General features: G+C 59.6%; 19 protein-coding genes. 15 read left to right on the forward strand and 4 right to left on the reverse strand.

Features of this window, described 5'->3' with window-relative positions; translation table 11 throughout:
- Positions 1 to 121: 121 nt before the first annotated feature.
- On the reverse strand, positions 122 to 526 hold the full coding sequence (locus tag MHAR_RS06995; RefSeq protein WP_014586911.1) for a (4Fe-4S)-binding protein: 405 nt from the start codon (positions 524 to 526) through the stop codon (positions 122 to 124).
- A 197-nt stretch (positions 527 to 723) separates the two neighbouring features.
- Here MHAR_RS06995 and MHAR_RS07000 point away from each other — a divergent pair, with 197 nt between their 5' ends.
- The 8 genes from MHAR_RS07000 (at position 724) to cutA (ending at position 6597) form a co-directional block, all read left to right on the forward strand.
- Positions 724 to 1671: a substrate-binding domain-containing protein gene (locus MHAR_RS07000; protein WP_014586912.1), complete on the forward strand. Its 948-nt coding sequence runs from the start codon at positions 724 to 726 to the stop codon at positions 1669 to 1671.
- A gap of 54 nt (positions 1672 to 1725) precedes the next feature.
- Entirely contained in the window at positions 1726 to 2421 is a 696-nt protein-coding gene (locus tag MHAR_RS07005; RefSeq protein WP_014586913.1) for an ABC transporter permease, read from the forward strand.
- Entirely contained in the window at positions 2418 to 3140 is a 723-nt protein-coding gene (locus MHAR_RS07010; RefSeq protein ID WP_014586914.1) for an ABC transporter ATP-binding protein, read from the forward strand. The genes MHAR_RS07005 and MHAR_RS07010 overlap by 4 nt, the downstream gene beginning before the upstream one ends.
- Before the next feature lie 83 nt (positions 3141 to 3223).
- Entirely contained in the window at positions 3224 to 3904 is a 681-nt protein-coding gene (locus MHAR_RS07015) for a pentapeptide repeat-containing protein (protein WP_014586915.1), read from the forward strand.
- A 153-nt stretch (positions 3905 to 4057) separates the two neighbouring features.
- Positions 4058 to 5278, forward strand: coding sequence for an AI-2E family transporter (locus tag MHAR_RS12495; protein WP_052301000.1), 1221 nt, complete (start codon positions 4058 to 4060; stop codon positions 5276 to 5278).
- A 140-nt stretch (positions 5279 to 5418) separates the two neighbouring features.
- Positions 5419 to 5886: a Tfx family DNA-binding protein gene (locus MHAR_RS07025; protein WP_014586917.1), complete on the forward strand. Its 468-nt coding sequence runs from the start codon at positions 5419 to 5421 to the stop codon at positions 5884 to 5886.
- Between the two features lie 31 nt (positions 5887 to 5917).
- Positions 5918 to 6265 carry a hypothetical protein gene (locus MHAR_RS07030; protein WP_014586918.1) on the forward strand — a complete coding sequence of 116 codons (348 nt, stop codon included), beginning with the start codon at positions 5918 to 5920 and terminating at the stop codon, positions 6263 to 6265.
- Positions 6262 to 6597 (forward strand): divalent-cation tolerance protein CutA, encoded by a 336-nt coding sequence (cutA, locus tag MHAR_RS07035; RefSeq protein WP_014586919.1) that lies wholly within the window; start codon positions 6262 to 6264, stop codon positions 6595 to 6597. Before MHAR_RS07030 ends, cutA begins: the two co-directional genes overlap by 4 nt.
- 18 nt (positions 6598 to 6615) lie before the next feature.
- Here cutA and MHAR_RS07040 read toward each other — a convergent pair whose 3' ends face one another.
- The gene (locus tag MHAR_RS07040) at positions 6616 to 7059 is read right to left on the reverse strand and encodes an HIT family protein (RefSeq protein WP_014586920.1); all 444 of its coding nucleotides are present in this window, start codon (positions 7057 to 7059) and stop codon (positions 6616 to 6618) included.
- A 196-nt stretch (positions 7060 to 7255) separates the two neighbouring features.
- Here MHAR_RS07040 and MHAR_RS07045 point away from each other — a divergent pair, with 196 nt between their 5' ends.
- From MHAR_RS07045 to MHAR_RS07065, 5 genes are all read left to right on the forward strand, one after another.
- Positions 7256 to 8926 (forward strand): 2-oxoacid:acceptor oxidoreductase subunit alpha, encoded by a 1671-nt coding sequence (locus tag MHAR_RS07045; RefSeq protein WP_014586921.1) that lies wholly within the window; start codon positions 7256 to 7258, stop codon positions 8924 to 8926.
- The gene (locus MHAR_RS07050; protein WP_014586922.1) at positions 8923 to 9777 is read left to right on the forward strand and encodes a thiamine pyrophosphate-dependent enzyme; all 855 of its coding nucleotides are present in this window, start codon (positions 8923 to 8925) and stop codon (positions 9775 to 9777) included. Before MHAR_RS07045 ends, MHAR_RS07050 begins: the two co-directional genes overlap by 4 nt.
- Positions 9778 to 9942: 165 nt before the next feature.
- Entirely contained in the window at positions 9943 to 10104 is a 162-nt protein-coding gene (gene rd, locus MHAR_RS07055; protein ID WP_014586923.1) for a rubredoxin, read from the forward strand.
- Positions 10105 to 10122: 18 nt separating this feature from the next.
- Positions 10123 to 10653, forward strand: coding sequence for a ferritin (locus MHAR_RS07060; protein WP_014586924.1), 531 nt, complete (start codon positions 10123 to 10125; stop codon positions 10651 to 10653).
- Between the two features lie 231 nt (positions 10654 to 10884).
- A complete protein-coding gene (locus MHAR_RS07065; RefSeq protein WP_394296396.1) occupies positions 10885 to 11844 on the forward strand; it encodes an NADP(+)-dependent, decarboxylating phosphogluconate dehydrogenase in 960 nt (319 codons plus the stop codon).
- Positions 11845 to 11897: 53 nt separating this feature from the next.
- Here MHAR_RS07065 and MHAR_RS13385 read toward each other — a convergent pair whose 3' ends face one another.
- Positions 11898 to 13160: a hypothetical protein gene (locus MHAR_RS13385; protein ID WP_143763333.1), complete on the reverse strand. Its 1263-nt coding sequence runs from the start codon at positions 13158 to 13160 to the stop codon at positions 11898 to 11900.
- A gap of 399 nt (positions 13161 to 13559) precedes the next feature.
- Here MHAR_RS13385 and MHAR_RS07075 point away from each other — a divergent pair, with 399 nt between their 5' ends.
- A complete protein-coding gene (locus MHAR_RS07075) occupies positions 13560 to 14120 on the forward strand; it encodes a manganese efflux pump MntP (protein WP_014586926.1) in 561 nt (186 codons plus the stop codon).
- 61 nt (positions 14121 to 14181) lie between these two features.
- A complete protein-coding gene (locus MHAR_RS07080; RefSeq protein ID WP_014586927.1) occupies positions 14182 to 14853 on the forward strand; it encodes a class I SAM-dependent methyltransferase in 672 nt (223 codons plus the stop codon).
- A 161-nt stretch (positions 14854 to 15014) separates the two neighbouring features.
- Here MHAR_RS07080 and MHAR_RS07085 read toward each other — a convergent pair whose 3' ends face one another.
- On the reverse strand, positions 15015 to 15857 hold the full coding sequence (locus MHAR_RS07085) for a hypothetical protein (RefSeq protein WP_143763334.1): 843 nt from the start codon (positions 15855 to 15857) through the stop codon (positions 15015 to 15017).
- Positions 15858 to 16051 lie beyond the last annotated feature (194 nt).

A 16051-nucleotide genomic window follows, 5' to 3' on the forward strand; every position in this document is an offset into this window, starting at 1 on the left:
AAATTAAATTGATTAAATTCAACTTAATTTGAGCAAGAATAGTTTATCTTAGTTAAACTTTATTGTCTTAAATCGCAAAAACGAGGTATCAGCCGAATTGATCTCCAATGCCTCCGACCCGTCAGACCCGGTGGCTGCCGTCGCATAGCGGCTTCTTCGCCGATCGGCCGCACCTGCAGAGGGCGAACTGCCCCTCCTCGGCGATCAGTCGGCCGTCTTCTCCGAAGAGGGAGCACCTCCCCTTAACCAGGAGGGGGCCGTCCTTCACCACCCTGATCTCCGCGGCCGGGGCCCCTCCCGGGCCTTTAGCCCTTCCGATGTCGTCGTTTCTCCTGTAGGATAGGGCCCCCGAGGGGCATCGGTCGATGGCGGCCATGATCTCGTCGGAGGTGGCCCCCTCCATATCCACCCAGGGGCTCTTCTGGGGGTTGAAGACCCCCGGCAGGCCTCTGAGGCACTCCGCCGCATGGATGCACCTCTCCGGGTCCCAGAAGACGGTGATCTCGCCGTTTGTGTACTCCTTCACGATCCAGCACCACCATAGCTTTTCTCATTATGATATGGTCGGGGATCTCCCTAAAGCTTATCCTCCGGCCGTCTTCATCCCCCTCGGCCCAGGGCTGCGGCGAAGGGCACTCCTGGCAAGCAGTATCCGAACCGCCGGTCCATAAGGGCTGACGGAGATTTTTTATAGTTATCTCATCTATTTAACATCTGATAGTCATGAAGGTAATATCTCATCGAATATCGGCCTTCGCCCTGATCGTCGCCCTCCTCTGCACCGCAGCGGCTGCCGAGGAAGGGGCGGTAGAGGGCGGAAAGGAGCTTTTGAGGATCTCGACCACCACCAGCCTCTACGACACCCTCCTCCTGGACGAGATGGAGGACATCTTCGAGGAGATGTACAACGTCGACGTCCGGACCGTCTCCGGAGGGACGGGGATAGCCATCGAGCGGGCCGTCAAGGGCGACGCCGACCTGATCCTCGTCCACGACGTGGAGAGGGAGAGAAAGTTCATCGAGGATGGTTACGGTCTCTCCCGGACCTGCTTCGCCTACAACTACTTCATCATCGTAGGCCCCGAGGATGACCCCGCCGGGATCACCGGACTGAACGCCTCCGATGCGATGAGGGCGATCATGCTCCACGGCGTGGAGAACCCCGGCGAGGTCAAGTTCGTATCTCGAGGCGACGACTCCGGGACCCACGCCCGGGAGAAGCTCCTCTGGGATAGAGCTGGCCTCGACTACGCAGAGATCGCAACTTCTGGCAACTGGTACGTCGAGGCAGGGCAGGGGATGGGCCCGACCCTGATGATGGCCGACGAGATGGAGGGCTACACCCTCTGCGACACCTCCACCTTCGCCGCCTTCAGGAGAGACCTCGACCTCGTACCCCTGATCGAGAGCGATGAGTTCCTGATCAACGTCTACGCCGCCGTACCCGTCAGCCCCGCCGTCTACCCCGATACAAACTGCGAGATGGCAAGGAACTTCATCAACTTCCTCGTCTCCGCCGAGGGGCAGGACCTGATCGCCGAGTACGGTAAGGAGACGATCGGAAAGCCTCTCTTCAACCCCGCCAGAGGCAACTGCGATCTCATAGGATGCTCCGGCGACGAGTGCCTGGTTCCCCTAGCCGAGGACGTCTGCAGCAGGGCCTCGGCGTAACCGCCTTATTCGCGGAAGGAGTCCCTGGACTAAATAAGAGTACAGGTGAGCCCTTTGGATGAGATTGCGGCGGGTCTGGCGAAGGCGGTGGAGCTGATCCTCGCCCTCGATCCGGTTGTGGTGGAGATAACGGCCAGGTCCCTGGCCATAGCCATAACCTCGACCGCCATCGCCGCCGCCATCGCCGTCCCCATCGGCGGCCTCATCCATTTTCATAATTTTTTCGGTAAGAGGGCCGTCATCAACCTCATCCAGACCCTCTACAGCCTCCCGACGGTGACCGTCGGCCTCGTCGTCTTCCTCCTCCTCTCGCGGTCCGGCCCCTTCGGCAGCCTCGGCCTCCTCTTCACCCCCGCAGGGATGGTAGTAGGCCAGACGGTCCTCATAACGCCGATCATGATAGGTCTGACCATCGCCGCCCTCAGCGGCGTAGGCCCCGCCGTCCGGGATACGGCCTTATCCCTGGGGGCCTCGAGGTATCAGGCGATCCTCACCATCATGGGAGAGGCGAAGGCCGCCATGATGGCGGCGGTCCTCCTCGGATTCGGCCGGGCCCTCTCGGAGGTGGGGGTGGCGATGATGATCGGCGGCAACATCCGGGGTCACACCAGGGTTCTGACCACGGCCATCGCCCTGGAGACATCCCGGGGGGAGATCGAGCTCTCCATGGCCCTGGGGATCATCCTCGTCTCCATATCCCTCCTGGTGAACCTCCTCGTCAACAGGGCCCAGGGGAACTGGTGGGCATGATCGAGGCGGTGGGGGTCACGGCTATGCGGGGAGGGGCGGAGATCCTGAGGGGCGTATCTCTGAGGGCCGACCGGGGGGAGGTCCTCGCCGTCATCGGGCCCACCGGAGCGGGGAAGACTACCCTCCTGCGGATCCTGGACCTCCTCGACCCCCCCGACGGGGGGAGGGTCCTATTCGATGGCGTCGACGTGACCGAGGACGAGGGGGCGAGGTCTGCTGCCAGGAGGCGGATGGCGATGGTCTTCCAGAAGCCGACGATCTTCAATCTATCTGTCGAGAAGAACGTCGCATACGGCCTTTCGATGAGGGGCATCACCGGAGCCGCTGCCCGGGATAGGGTGAGGGGAGCCCTCCGGGACGTGGGGCTCGCCGGTTACGAGGACCGGAGGCCCTCCAGCCTCTCGGGGGGGGAGGGCCAGCGGGTCGCCCTGGCGAGGGCGCTGGTCACAGAGCCGGAGCTCCTCCTCCTGGACGAGGCGACGGCGAACCTCGACCCCCGGACGGCGGAGAAGATCGAGGAGCTGATCGAAGGGGCGGTCCTCCGGAAGATAGCGGTGGTTATGGCGACCCACGACCTCGACCAGGCGAGGCGGCTCGCCGACAGGGTCGCCGTCCTGATGGGCGGAAGCCTCGTCGCCCTCGGCTCCCCCCAGGAGATCTTCGAGGCCCCGGGGTCGGAGGAGGTGGCCCGCTTCGTCCGGAGGAGGTCTGGATGGTGACGGCTCTCCCTCATCCGAGGTATCTCCTTTTTAACCTCAAGCCCTTATAAGCCGAATACTAAAGACGGGAGGATGAGGATCTCTTGGCGAATCCAGAACAGCTCTCGGCCCTCCTGCAGGGGCCCGAGGCCTGGAACCGGTGGCGGGCCGCAAACCCTCAGATGAGGGCTGACTTTCGGGGCGCCGACTTCAGCGGTATGAACCTATCGGGCGCCGACCTCCAGGGCTCAAACCTCATGGGCGCCTCCCTCAGGGGGGCGGACCTCTCGGGGGTCGACCTCGGAAGGTCAAAGCTCGTATCCGCCGACCTCCGATCCGCAAATTTGTCAGGAGCCGACCTCTCCGGGGCCAAGTTCTCGGGGGCGGACCTCGCGGGGGCGGACCTTCGGGAGGCGAGGCTCGTCGGGGCGGAGCTCTCCGGCGCCGACCTCAGATCCCTGGCCATGGCCGGGGCCGACCTCCGGGGCGCCACCCTGACCAGGGCCGATCTATCCGGCGCCGACCTCCGGGGTGCAAAGCTCATAGAGGCCGACCTCCGGGGGGCGAAGCTCCGGGGGGCGGACCTCGCGGGGGCAGACCTCGCCGGGGCAAAGCTCGTCCGCTCGAAGCTCTCCGGTGCAGTTCTCAGGGGCTCATCCCTCGTAGGGGCCGACCTCTGCGGAGCGGACCTATCCGGCGCCGACCTATCTCGAGCCGACTTCAGGTCCGCGAAGCTGGAGGGGGCGATCCTGGAAGGGGTCCGGGGAATGGATATGGGGATATAGCATAATTCGGCCAACGCCGCCTCAGCTAAGGGCCAAGTCGGCGGAGATCATCGTCTTGCCGGGCGACGACGGCCTCTCTCTCCCCTCTCGGCCCGGGCATCGGAAGAGAAGGAAAGACATATAAATTTCACAGTCCAATAAAAAGCTCAGAGCATGACCACGATGAACCGGTTCTACTGGATGGCAGGGGCGATCCTGATCGCCGCGGTGGCGGGGGTCTTTTACGTCACCCAGAACTTCATCACCACCATCCTCCTGAGCTTCTTCTTCGCCTACGTCCTCCATCCCTTCCACCTCCGCCTCTACGCCCTCACCAGAAGAAGGAGGGTCTCTGCCCTTTTATCGATATCCATAGTCTTCCTGATCTTCCTCGTCTTCGTCCTGAGCGTCATCAACGCCCTGACGACGGAGGTGCTCGAGCTCTCCAAGAACCAGGATTACTTCGACGAGGCGGCGAGCAAGTTCGCAGACCAGACCGCAGGGGACTTCTTCGACTGGACGAGGGGCCTTGCGGTGGAGCGATCTCCCCAGGCCGTCGCCCCGTATCTGGGCCACGCCCTCGACCAGGCGGAGGAGCAGATTGGGGCGGTCTTAGCCGCTCCCGGGACCTGGCTCGTACCGGAGGTGCTTCCGAGGGCCAGGAGTATCTTGACGGGCCTCGCCGACTGGATAGCCAAGAACCTGCCGATCCTGATGGCCCAGTTCGGCGTCGCCATCCTCCTCACCTACTACCTCCTCGTCGACGGCGCGGGCTCGATAGAGAAGTTTCTGGGTCTATTGCCCGAGAGGGCGATAGTACGCCGTTTCCTCACGGAGCTGAACGCCATCTACAACAGCCTCTTCAACGTCTACCTGATAAACAGCTTCCTCACGGGTCTGATCGCCGCCTTCGTCTACCTCTTCATCGGCGTCCCCTACCCCTTCCTCTGGGGGATGGTCACGGCGGTCTTCGCCCTGATGCCCCTCATCGGGACGAGCGCCGTCTACGTCCCCATGGCCCTCTACTACCTGATCTTCCAGGATTACCTCAGGGTGGCGGCTCTTCTTATCCTGGGGACGGTATTTCTGAACGTATTTCCCGAGAACATCATGCGGCCTGCCCTCGCCAAGGCCGGGGCCGCGATCCATCCGGCAATTACCCTCCTCGCCTTCGCGGCGCCGATATTCGCCATCGGTGTTATGGGGGTGATCGTGGGGCCGGCCCTATACGGCTTCGTCCTCGCCGCCTACCGGACACGCCTCTCGATCATGGAGGAGGAGGCGGGATTGGTGCCGACTCCGCGACGTCCCAAGCCCCCGTCAGGAGGGGCCGTCGAGGGGCTCCGCCGCCTCGGCCGGAGGGCGAGGGGCTTCCTCTCCAGGGGGAAGCCCTGAACCCCGTCGGTGGGGTACCTTCAAATTATGACGAACATGTCTGTACCGGCTGGGCCGCAATACCCCGGATTCCGGGGTCGCCACTTCGGCACCTTTAAAGCCTTTCGGAGCGGAATAAGATCTTGGACCGGGGGCTATAGATGACCGAAAGGGCTGAAGAGGGCGCTGGGATTGAGGAGGGGTCGGAGGCGATGGAAGGCCTTCTAACCAGAAGGCAGGTGGCTGTCCTGAAGCTGAGGCGGCAGGGCCTCTCTCAGCAGGAGGTGGCGGAGATCCTGGGGACGACCAGGTCCAACGTCAGCATCCTCGAGAAGCGGGCCCACCAGAACGTCTCCCGGGCCCGGGCCACCCTGAGGGACTGGAGGATGATCCAGGCCCCCGTCTCCCTCACCGTCCCCGCCGGGACGGATCTCTTCGACCTTCCGGGGCTGGTCTTCCGGGAGGCGGACAGGGCGGGGATAAAGCTCGATATAGGCTCCGTCGAGATCGTCGTCCAGGTCAGGGAGAAGGCGCCGGAGGCGTTGAAGAAGAGGGTCACCGTCCGGGACCTGGAGGTGGCCATCACCGAGGACGGCCTCGTCCTCGTCTCGGAACCTCTGGCTGCATAGGTCCGACTGATCCATGGGAGTTTGATGATATATGGCCAGGACGCTATCAGATAAGGATCTCTCAATCCTCAAGAAGCTAGCCCCGGAGTGCGCGGATACCACCTGCTCGGGTTCGGGATTTCATTACCAGTCGATCCTACCTCCAGTCTCAAACCACTACGCCCTCGACGACGACGACTTCGAAGAGAGGCTGAAGAGGCTGGACCTCTTTGAGCTCCGGTACTTGGCGGAGGTGATCCTCGACGGCTCCGAGAGCCTCTGCTGCGTCCAGCCCGAGCACGCCGAGATCCTGGCGAGGCTCCTCTCCGAGAGGGTCTCCGAAGATTTGGGCAAGAGGGTTATGGCCTTCTACACGGCGGCAGGGGAGGGCAGCTATTGAGGGGCGATTTCGTCGTGGTATTGACCACCGCCCCCCCCAACGGCTCCGGGAGGCTCGCCCGGCTGATCGTCGGGGAGGGGCTCGCCGCCTGCGTCAACATCTCCCAGGTCCGGTCCACCTACCTCTGGGAGGGCGAGGTGAAGGAGGAGGCGGAGGACCTCCTCATCATCAAGACGATGAAGGAGAAGTTGGAGCCCCTCGCCTCCAGGATCCGGGAGGTCCACCCCTACGACCTCCCCGAGATCATCGCCCTCCCGATAAGGGGTGGGGACGATGGCTACCTGGACTGGGTATCCAGGTCGGTGGGAGGGCCGATCCCTCCCAAGGAGTAGTTTGAGGGGCCGATCCCCTCAGGCCCTCCTGAGGAGCTCGGCCGCCTCCTCGAGCTCTTCGTCCTCCTTCAGCCTCGCCATAGGAGCCGCCCCCTCTTGGAACCCCTCCAGGGCGTTGAAGAACCTGTCGAGGACGTCGCCTCCATAGGTCGGAACGAGGAAGATGTGGGTGTGGGGTATCCTCCGACCCCGGGCGTATATTGCCACGAAGTCGGGGTCGTAGGCCCGCATGATCTTCTGGGATACGGTCCTAGCCACCCGAAAGAGGCTCTCCACCTCCTCCTCCGTCAGGTCGTGCCACCAGGGGACGTGCCTCTTGGGGATAACAAGAGAGTGGCCCCTGGAGAAGGGGTTTATGTCCAGTATCGCGAGGGACAGGTCGTCCTCGAATATCCGGCGGGCCTTCGCCCTCCCGGCTACGATATCGCAGAATATGCAGCCTTCATCGTTTCTCAGGTCCATTGAGACTCCTCCCTTTCATCGGAGTTCTGACAATTGGAAGAATATAAGCCTTCTCCGATTCAACAGCCGCTGCTCGAAGTTGTTATATACCCTCGGGATTAAACTATAACAAGCTTTTGAAGGTATGAATCGGCCAAAAGGCCACTCGGGCATCGATAGCATCAGAAGATGAACCGCTGAATAAGGAGAAATTTCAATGAGGGACGAAATCTCCGTTCTGGTGGGGGGGAGGGCGGGCGACGGGATAGCTGAGGCGGGGATGGTCATCGCCCGCCTCTACAACCAGCTCGGATACTGCCTCTACCAGTACCTCGACTACCCCTCCCTCATCAGGGGGGGGCACAACTTCGCCATCGTCCGGGCTGCGGGAAAGAAGATCGGAGCTCACCGGGACGGGGTGGACTATCTCCTCGCCCTGAACCAGGATACCATCGACAGGCACCTCTGGCGGCTGAACGAGGGAGCCGTCGTAATCTACGACTCTGACGAGGTGAAGGCTCCCCCAGCGGGGGGGGCGGGCCTCCCCCTCAAGAGCTTCGCGAGGGAGGCGGGGGCGCCTCCGATAGCAAGGAACGTCGGCCTCATCGGCGCCCTCTCCGGGGCCGCCGGGATCGAGGAGGAGATCGTTGAAAAGGTCCTCCGAAAGGAGATCCGCAAGTACATCGACGAGAACCTGGAGGTCGCCCGCCGGGGGCGCGCCGGGATCGAGGAAAGGGGCGATGGTAGGGCTGAGAGGAGGTCTTACCCCTGCTGCCCCGTCATCACCGGAAATGAGCTCATCGGCCTCGGCCTCCTCCGGGGCGGCCTCGACGCCTACGTCGCCTACCCCATGACCCCCTCCTCCGGGGTCCTCCACTTCCTCGCCGGGGTCGCAGGGGAGTTTTCGATCAAGGTCGTCCACCCCGAGAACGAGATCGCGGTGATCCTGATGGCCGAGGGGTTCGCCTACGCCGGGAAGAAGACGGCCGTTGGCACCTCCGGCGGCGGCTTCTGCCTCATGAATGAGGGGATGAGCCTCGCGGGGATGGCCGAGATCCCCCTCGTCGTCCTCGTCTCTCAGAGGGCGGGGCCGAGCACCGGAGTCCCCACCTACACCGCCCAGGCCGACCTCCCCTTCGTCATGAGCGCGGGGCAGGGGGAGTTTCCGAGGCTCGTCATAGTCCCCGGGGACGCGGAGGAGGCCTTCTTCTGGTCGGCGACGGCCCTGGGGCTCGCCTGGAGGTACCAGATCCCCGTCGTCCTCCTATCGGACAAGACCCTCAGCGAGTCGGCCTACAGCTTCAATATCGAGGAGGCGAGGGATATCCCCGATATCGCCCCCGTCCTCTGGGATGGCGAAGGCGATTACCAGAGGTACGCCTCCCCAGAAGACGGGATCTCCCCCCTGGCCTTCCCGCCGCGGGCCGGAGCGGTGGTGAAGGCGAACAGCTACGCCCACCTCCCCTCCGGGATCACTACGGAGGAGGCCCGGGCGATCGAGAGAGGCCAGGATAAGCTCCTCCAGAAGGAGAGGAGGCTCGCCGAGGAGCTGGCCTCCCTGAAGACGGTGAAGGTCTACGGGGACCCGGGGTCCTCGACGGCGATCCTATGCTGGGGATCGAATAAAGGGGTCTCTTCTGAGGTCGGGGAGGAACTCGGCCTCCGGGTCATCGCGCCCGTCGTCGTCAGCCCCTTCCCTGCCGATCGGTTCAAAGAGGCGCTCCGGGGGGTCGAGAGGACTATATCCGTCGAGACGAACTCCACGGGGCAGCTCGCCCGGCTGATCCGGTCTTACGGCTTTGAGGCTGATGATCTTATCCTGAAGTATGACGGAAGGCCCTTCACCGTGGAGGGTCTGATGGAGAGGCTTCTGGAGGTGGCGGCATGAAGCCCCGGGATCTGGGAACGACGGCTCAGAACACCTGGTGTCCGGGTTGCGGAAACTTCGCCATCCTGAACGCCATAAAGCCCGTATTGGCGGAGCTGGACGGGGCGGGGCTCGTACCAATAGAGAACGTCGTGGTGGTGACCGGGATAGGCTGCCACGGGAAGATCGCCGACTACCTCCACCTCAACAGCTTCTACGCCATCCATGGCCGGGCGATCCCCGTCGCCACCGGAATCAAGCTTGCAAACCCCGACCTCAACGTCATCTGCTTCGTCGGAGACGGCGACGCCTACGCCGAGGGGCTCGACCACCTGATCTTCGCCGCCAAGAGGAACGTCGAGATTACGACGATCGTCCACGACAACCGGGTCTACGGCCTCACCACCGGCCAGTACACCCCGACATCCCCCTCGGGCTTTTCAGGCAGGTCCACCCCCGGGGGGCTGGAGGTTTCGCCGATCAACCCCCTGGAGCTGATCTTCGCCAGCGGTGGGACCTTCATCGCCCGGGGGTACTCGAACAGGATCGACCTCCTCAAGGAGACGATGAGGGAGGCGATCCTCCACCGGGGGTTCGCCTTCCTCGACGTCCTCCAGGTCTGTGCCACCTTCTTCAACATGTATGATCTTTACAACCGCCGGACCTACGCCCTGGAGGAGCACGACCCCGAGGACCCCGTCCTCGCCCAAGAGAGGATGCGAGAGTGGGACTACAACTCCGAGGGCCCCATACCCCTGGGGATATTCCATCGGCGGGCGGCTCCGACCTTCGGGGACAACTTCGAGGATAAAAACTCAAAGATCCCCGACATGGAGGGGGCGGTCAGGAGGGTTCTGAAGGGGTACATCTGAGGCTGGAGGATCTCGGGAGGGGGCCGTTCCCCTCCCCTGGATCCAAAGTATTATATACTTCGGGATGGAGAATACATTGTAGCATTATTAGGCATGTTTTTGGCGGTCGAGATCCCCGGCCGCCCTCGGACTGATTCTACAAGTCCGGTCCAGGAGGCGATGTGGATGGCGAAGAGATACACCTGCACGGTCTGTGGATACATCTACGATCCAGAGAAGGGCGACCCCGATTCCGGGGTCACCCCAGGTACCGCCTTTGAGGATCTCCCCGACGACTGGACCTGTCCAGTCTGCGGGGCGACCAAGGAAGTCTTTGAGGAGAGCTGAATAGGGAGCTGATGAAAAATGGCTGCCATCGGCGAGAAGATGACCCGAGCCCTCAACGAGCAGGTGAGGGCAGAGCTCTACTCCTCCTACCTCTACCTGGCCATGTCCGCCCACTTCTCGGCGGCGAACCTCCCGGGGTTCGCCAACTGGATGAGGGTCCAGGCCCAGGAGGAGCTGATGCACGGGATGAAGATCTACGACTTCGTCATAGCCCGGGGCGGAAGGGCGGAGCTCCTCGCCATCGAGAAGCCCTCCTTCGAGTGGGCGTCCCCCCTGGAGGTCGTGGAGGAAGTCTTTCGCCACGAGAAGAAGGTGACGGGGCTGATCCACGCCCTCGCCGACGTTGCGGCCGGCGAGAAGGATCAAGCCACCTCCAATATGCTCCAGTGGTTCGTCGAGGAGCAGGTGGAGGAGGAGGCGAACGCTAGGGAGATCGTCGAGAAGGTGAGGTTGGCGATCGGCGAAGGGGGGAGCGGGTTCCTGTATATCCTCGACCGGGACCTGGGGATGAGGCCTGCCAAGCTCGGGCCGGTCGCCTCCGCGGACTGATCTGCAGTTTAAGGGCCGGGGCTGCGGCGGGTCGGCGGCTCGACGCCACTTTCCCTCCCCAGATCCGCGCTGGCGGGATGGATACAATTGATGGATCCGGTCGGATGACGCCGATCGGAGAAGAGATGAGGCAAATTGCTCTGATTACCGCTCCTCGACGGAGCGGTTGAACAGCCTGATAGAACGCCTGGAGTCTTCGCGCTAGGGTCGTAGAGAATCTGATATTTGGTGGTGATTCAGTTGAGCAAACCAAAGGATATGAAGCTGGGCATCCTCGGACTGGGAAAGATGGGCGGAAACCTCGCACTGCTGGCGAAGGAGAAGGGAATCGCCGTGGTGGGGAAGTCGAGGTCCGCAAAGCCTCATCTTGAGAGAAAGGGCGTCAAGGTGGTGGGCGCGTACGATCCCATCGTCGACTTCCTCGATCAGCCCCGGGTGATATACATATCCATCCCCGCGGGGCCGACGGTGGACAAGGTCATTGAAGAGCTAGTCCCCCTCCTGGACTCCGGGGACGTGGTGATCGACGGCGGAAACTCCTTCTACCTCGACTCCGTCCGGAGGGAGGAGGACCTCGCCGACAACGGCATATTCTTCCTCGACTGCGGGACGAGCGGCGGGGTGGACGGAGCCCGGAAGGGCCCCTGCTTCATGGTCGGCGGAAATAAGGACGGCTTCAAGGTCGCAGAGCCGATCCTGACGAGCCTGGCAGCCGAGGGAGCCTGCATCTACACCGGCGATCCCGGCTCCGGCCACTTCACCAAGCTCGTCCAGGACGGCGTGGAGGCGGCGATGCTCCAGGCGATCGGCGAGGGGGTCTCTCTCCTCCGGGAAAGCGACTTCCACCTCGACATGGAGAAGATCTTCAAGGGCTGGGCGAGGGGGGCGACCGTCCGGGGCTGGCTCGTGGAGCTGATGGCCAAGAGCCTCGCCGAGCAGAGGTTCAGCGACGTCCCGACCCACGTCGAGGATACCGGCGAGGTTAACTGGCTCGTCCACGACGCCCTAGAGAAGGAGGTCCCGATCCCCGTCATCGCACAGGCGGCGATGGAGCTCTTCCGCTCCCGGGACAAGAACTGCGACGCCTGCAGGTCGGTGGCGTTGATGAGAAACAGCCGCGGCGGCTACCCCCTCGGCAAAGACGATCAGCTCGCCCGGGAGAGGAGGGCGAGCAGGACGGAGAAGATCTGAAGGAATGAACTATCTCTAAGGGGCGGGTGAAATTCGAACTCGCCTCAATTTAATTAAAACTTATATAATTTTAATAATACTGTCCCTATATTTATTAATACAGCTAGTATGATTTTAATAGTATTATTCCTACCAAATGAGTAAGAATTAATATTTTCGATCTCGTTAAGATAAAGAAGAATTTGAATGGAATAGAAAGAATGCATAAGGTGATCTTTATTTTTCATTTTGTTAGATTTTTTATTTATAATTTTGCGGAATTTTTTCCTATATCCCTGAATTATCAGCTTATTGATCGATCTTTGAGGGAAGATGAATAAAAAGAGGCCAAATAACGATATAATTGTTATTAAAATTAAATATTGGACCAGCTCTAATTCTGGCATCGGATCAATCAAATTCTCATCGAGGAAAGTTACATAACAAACATAAAAAAGCAACAGCGCACCTATAAGATACGTTAAAGATATTTTATAATATATATCTCCCAAGAATCCCAGACCACCTCGCCTATCGATATTCCTAAGATCTATAACAGCTATTTTATACAACTCCTTTCCTAATAAAACAAAGCTAATAATAATTGCGAAAAGATCTGCCAATATTATCAATTGTATCATTACTCCTGGGAACCAATGCAGAAGATTAATGATCAAAGCCAGATCAGAAGATGCGATTTCAGGACCAAATATTGGATTAAGTGAAGTATTATTTAATCCAATTTCATTTAATGGCAGATAGCCGAATAGAATTGTCGGAGTTAATTTTTGGCAAATATATGAATAATAGGTTGGGATGAATAATAGGATTATTACAAGCAATCTTAATATATTTATTAGACTAATATTTAATTTATTTTTAAAACTACATTCATGATCTCCAAATAATCTTTCTTTAAATAAATCTAATTCACCTTCGGAGACTCGCCCTGTTTCAATTAAACAATTTTCTATTCTTAAAAATGAGCTCCTAAAATAGTACATTAAAAATAGCGAGTACAACCAAGCAGCATTCCAATTAATATATAATCTTACGTAATTTATGAAAGGCTCTCTCCAAATGCTAGTATCAGAAATTATTAGTAAAATTTTATAATATCCATTGATTATTTTTCCATCTTGCTGACCAATATCAGAAAAGAAAATGACGGTGAAAGGAATAAAAATCTCAATTATAATGAAATATAATACATACCATGCAATTAAAAAACCAATGACCCCAAGATGCGTCTTGTCACCTAATTTCTCAATTAATAATTTTGGATTTTGATTTATATGATCAATTCCTACTATCCTTAAAATCGAGTCATAATTCAAATTAATCCCTCAATTTTTTGCTACATTGTGGTTATCCGCTAAGCTCTCACTAAAGCATTGAATAAATCTCTTGATGACTTGCTAAACTTCCTGCAAGCTCAATTCAATTTCTCTCCTGTTTCCAATTTCTCTCCTGTTTCCAATTTCGCTCAAGTTTTCAAACCTCATTTTATGCATAAATATTTAAAAGTTTCCCTTGGAATCACAATAGATTTATCTTCTTCTAGGGCCAGGATCGAGGAGGGTCTCATCTGGCCATGGTATTACTTCGACGATATACTAAAAGTTTGGGTGGGGGGGTAGGGATTTGGGGTCGCTTGTCAGACGCGGAATTATGAGATCCCAGACTCCGACGGCAAGGATTATAGGCGATCGCCTTCTTAGTGGCGGGGAAAGCTCATGGACCTGATATCCTCCCTCCTCATCGCCCTCGGCCTCTCCATGGACGCCTTCGCCGTCTCGGTGACCGGCGGGGCGACCATGTCCCACGATAGGCTCAGGGGCGCCCTCGCGGCGGCGATCTTCTTCGGAGGCTTTCAGGCCTTCATGCCCGTCATCGGCTGGCTCGGCGGGATCGGATTCAGCGACCTTGCTTCCAGCTACGACCACTGGATCGCCTTCGCCCTCCTCGCCCTCATCGGCGGCAAGATGATCTTCGAGTCGATGACCGTTGAGCCGTCCGAGCGGTCTGCGGACCTCCTCGACCTCCGCTTGCTGACACTTCTGGCCATCGCCACCAGCATCGACGCCCTCGCCGTCGGCGTCACCTTCGCCTTCCTCGACGTCTCCATCCTCGTTCCGGTGGCCATCATCGGCACCGTTACCTTCGCTCTCTCCTTTCTCGGGGTCTTCATCGGGAGCCGATTCGTCGGCCTTCTGGATAACAGGGTCGAGGTCGCCGGAGGTTTGATCCTGATCGGGATCGGCCTCAAGATCCTCCTAGATCACCTCTTCTTTTAAGTATAATTCCGGATTATGGCTGAAAGGGAGAACGAAATAGAACGAAGATCCTTATGCAGAGGTGGTGACAACCATTCCGAAATCCGACCCCTACAAGGACCAGGTCGAACGCTACGACCGCTGGTTTGAAAAAAATCGGGCAGCCTACCTCTCGGAGCTCGCCGCTGTGAAGTCCTCCTTGCCCCGCTTCGATCGGGGCCTGGAGGTGGGGGTGGGAACGGGGAGGTTCTCCGCCCCCCTCGGAGTCACCTTCGGCCTGGACCCGTCGGTGGCGATGATGGAAGCGGCCCGAAGGCGGGGCGTCACCTGCGTCCGGGGCGTCGCCGAGCGGCTCCCCTTTCGGGACGGGGCCTTCGACCAGGTCCTGATGGTCACCGTCGACTTCCTCCTCAGCGACAAAATGGCCGCCTTCCGGGAGATGGCGCGGGTCCTCGCGCCGGGCGGGGCGGTCGTCGTCGGGTTCATCGACAGGGAGAGCCCCGTCGGCAGGCGGTACCAGCGAGAGAAAGGAGATAGAGAAGGTGAAAGCGATGGCGTAGACGGCTTTTATGGTGAGGCCCGCTTTCTCGCCCCCGAGGAGATGGCCGACCTCCTCAAAGCCGCCGGATTTGCCGACCTCGCCTTCGTCCAGACGCTATCCTGCGAGCCGGAGGCGATGACGGAGGTGGAGGCCCCTCGGCCTGGGTGGGGTCGCGGCTCCTTCGTCGTCGTTCGAGGGAAGAAGGGCGATTGATCGGAAAGCCTTTTTTTCGTCCAGAGCTCCTTAGGGGGCGGGAGGGGCGAGGCGCCGACCCCCCGACGCTGCCCGTCGCCATCGGTCGCCACCGGTCGGAAGCAGGAGTCCTCGCCGGTGAGGTGGCTCAGCCTCGCCTTCCCGGCCGGGTCCCTTAAACTTCACGAGCATAAGTCGATCTCATAGCTCCTACCGCTCTCGTAGTAATAATCACACCTGCAGGTGCGCCCCGAGCCGTAGACGGTGATCGTATGGCTCCTTCCTCCCGAGACGGTGATCGTAAATATCCCGTCCTTGGCGTCCCCCACCTGGCCGTCGGATCCGACGTAGGCGCCGTCGACGTAGACGCTGTAGCCCCTGAGGTTCGCGGACCTGAGGGTCACCTGGGAGGAGCCGTAGCCGGGCTGGGGCCCGGGTCCAGGTCCGGGCCAGGCCGCCTGCCTCACGTCCACCACCACCACGTTGCTCGTAACGCCGTCGGCGGAGAAGAGGAGGATGTGCCTTCCCACCTCTTCAGGATGGAATGCGATGAGGCTGTATCCTGGATAGAGGGTGTACCTCCTCTGAACCGCCCTCGAGGAGGGGGTTATCTCGTAGAGATCGGCGGCACCTCCGGCCGGATGGAGGGCGATGAGCCTCAGATAAGCCCCCTTCGGCGCGATGGCGTACTCCGTCCAGCTGCTCGGCCCCAGAATCCAGAGGCCGGCGGCGGCCGGGGGCTGGGGGAGGGCGATGGGACGGCCCCCGGGGCCGGCACCGTAAATCACGGGGGTCCCCGTCACGTAGTACCGCTCCACCTCTCTGCCGCCGAAGGAGACGATGCTGAAGTAATCCGAGTACCAGGATAACTCCGGGGCAGGAGGCATGGTCTTGTTCTCCGGGGGATACATCTCGGGGTGCCTCTCGCTTATTATCCAGGGGCCGCCCAGGCCAAGCTCGAAGAGCCGCTCCGCCTCCCTCTCTCCGGGCTCATATCCGAGCTGGGCGGATGAGATGATGATCATGGAGAAGAGGAAAATGGCCACTGATAACGGTCCGAATTTGGTGGCGAAATTCCGCTGAAGGCCTCTTTTGGGAGATCTTCCGGCGGTGAGAGATCTCAATTCGTCAATCTCAGACATCTAAACCCACTCCACAATGATGGCCTCTCATCAGGCCAAGATGGTTCATATTTGTCTGGGAAATTATTTAAGCTAAT

Origin of the sequence: Methanothrix harundinacea 6Ac (assembly GCF_000235565.1) — an archaeon.
GTDB classification, from domain to species: Archaea; Halobacteriota; Methanosarcinia; order Methanotrichales; family Methanotrichaceae; genus Methanocrinis; species Methanocrinis harundinaceus.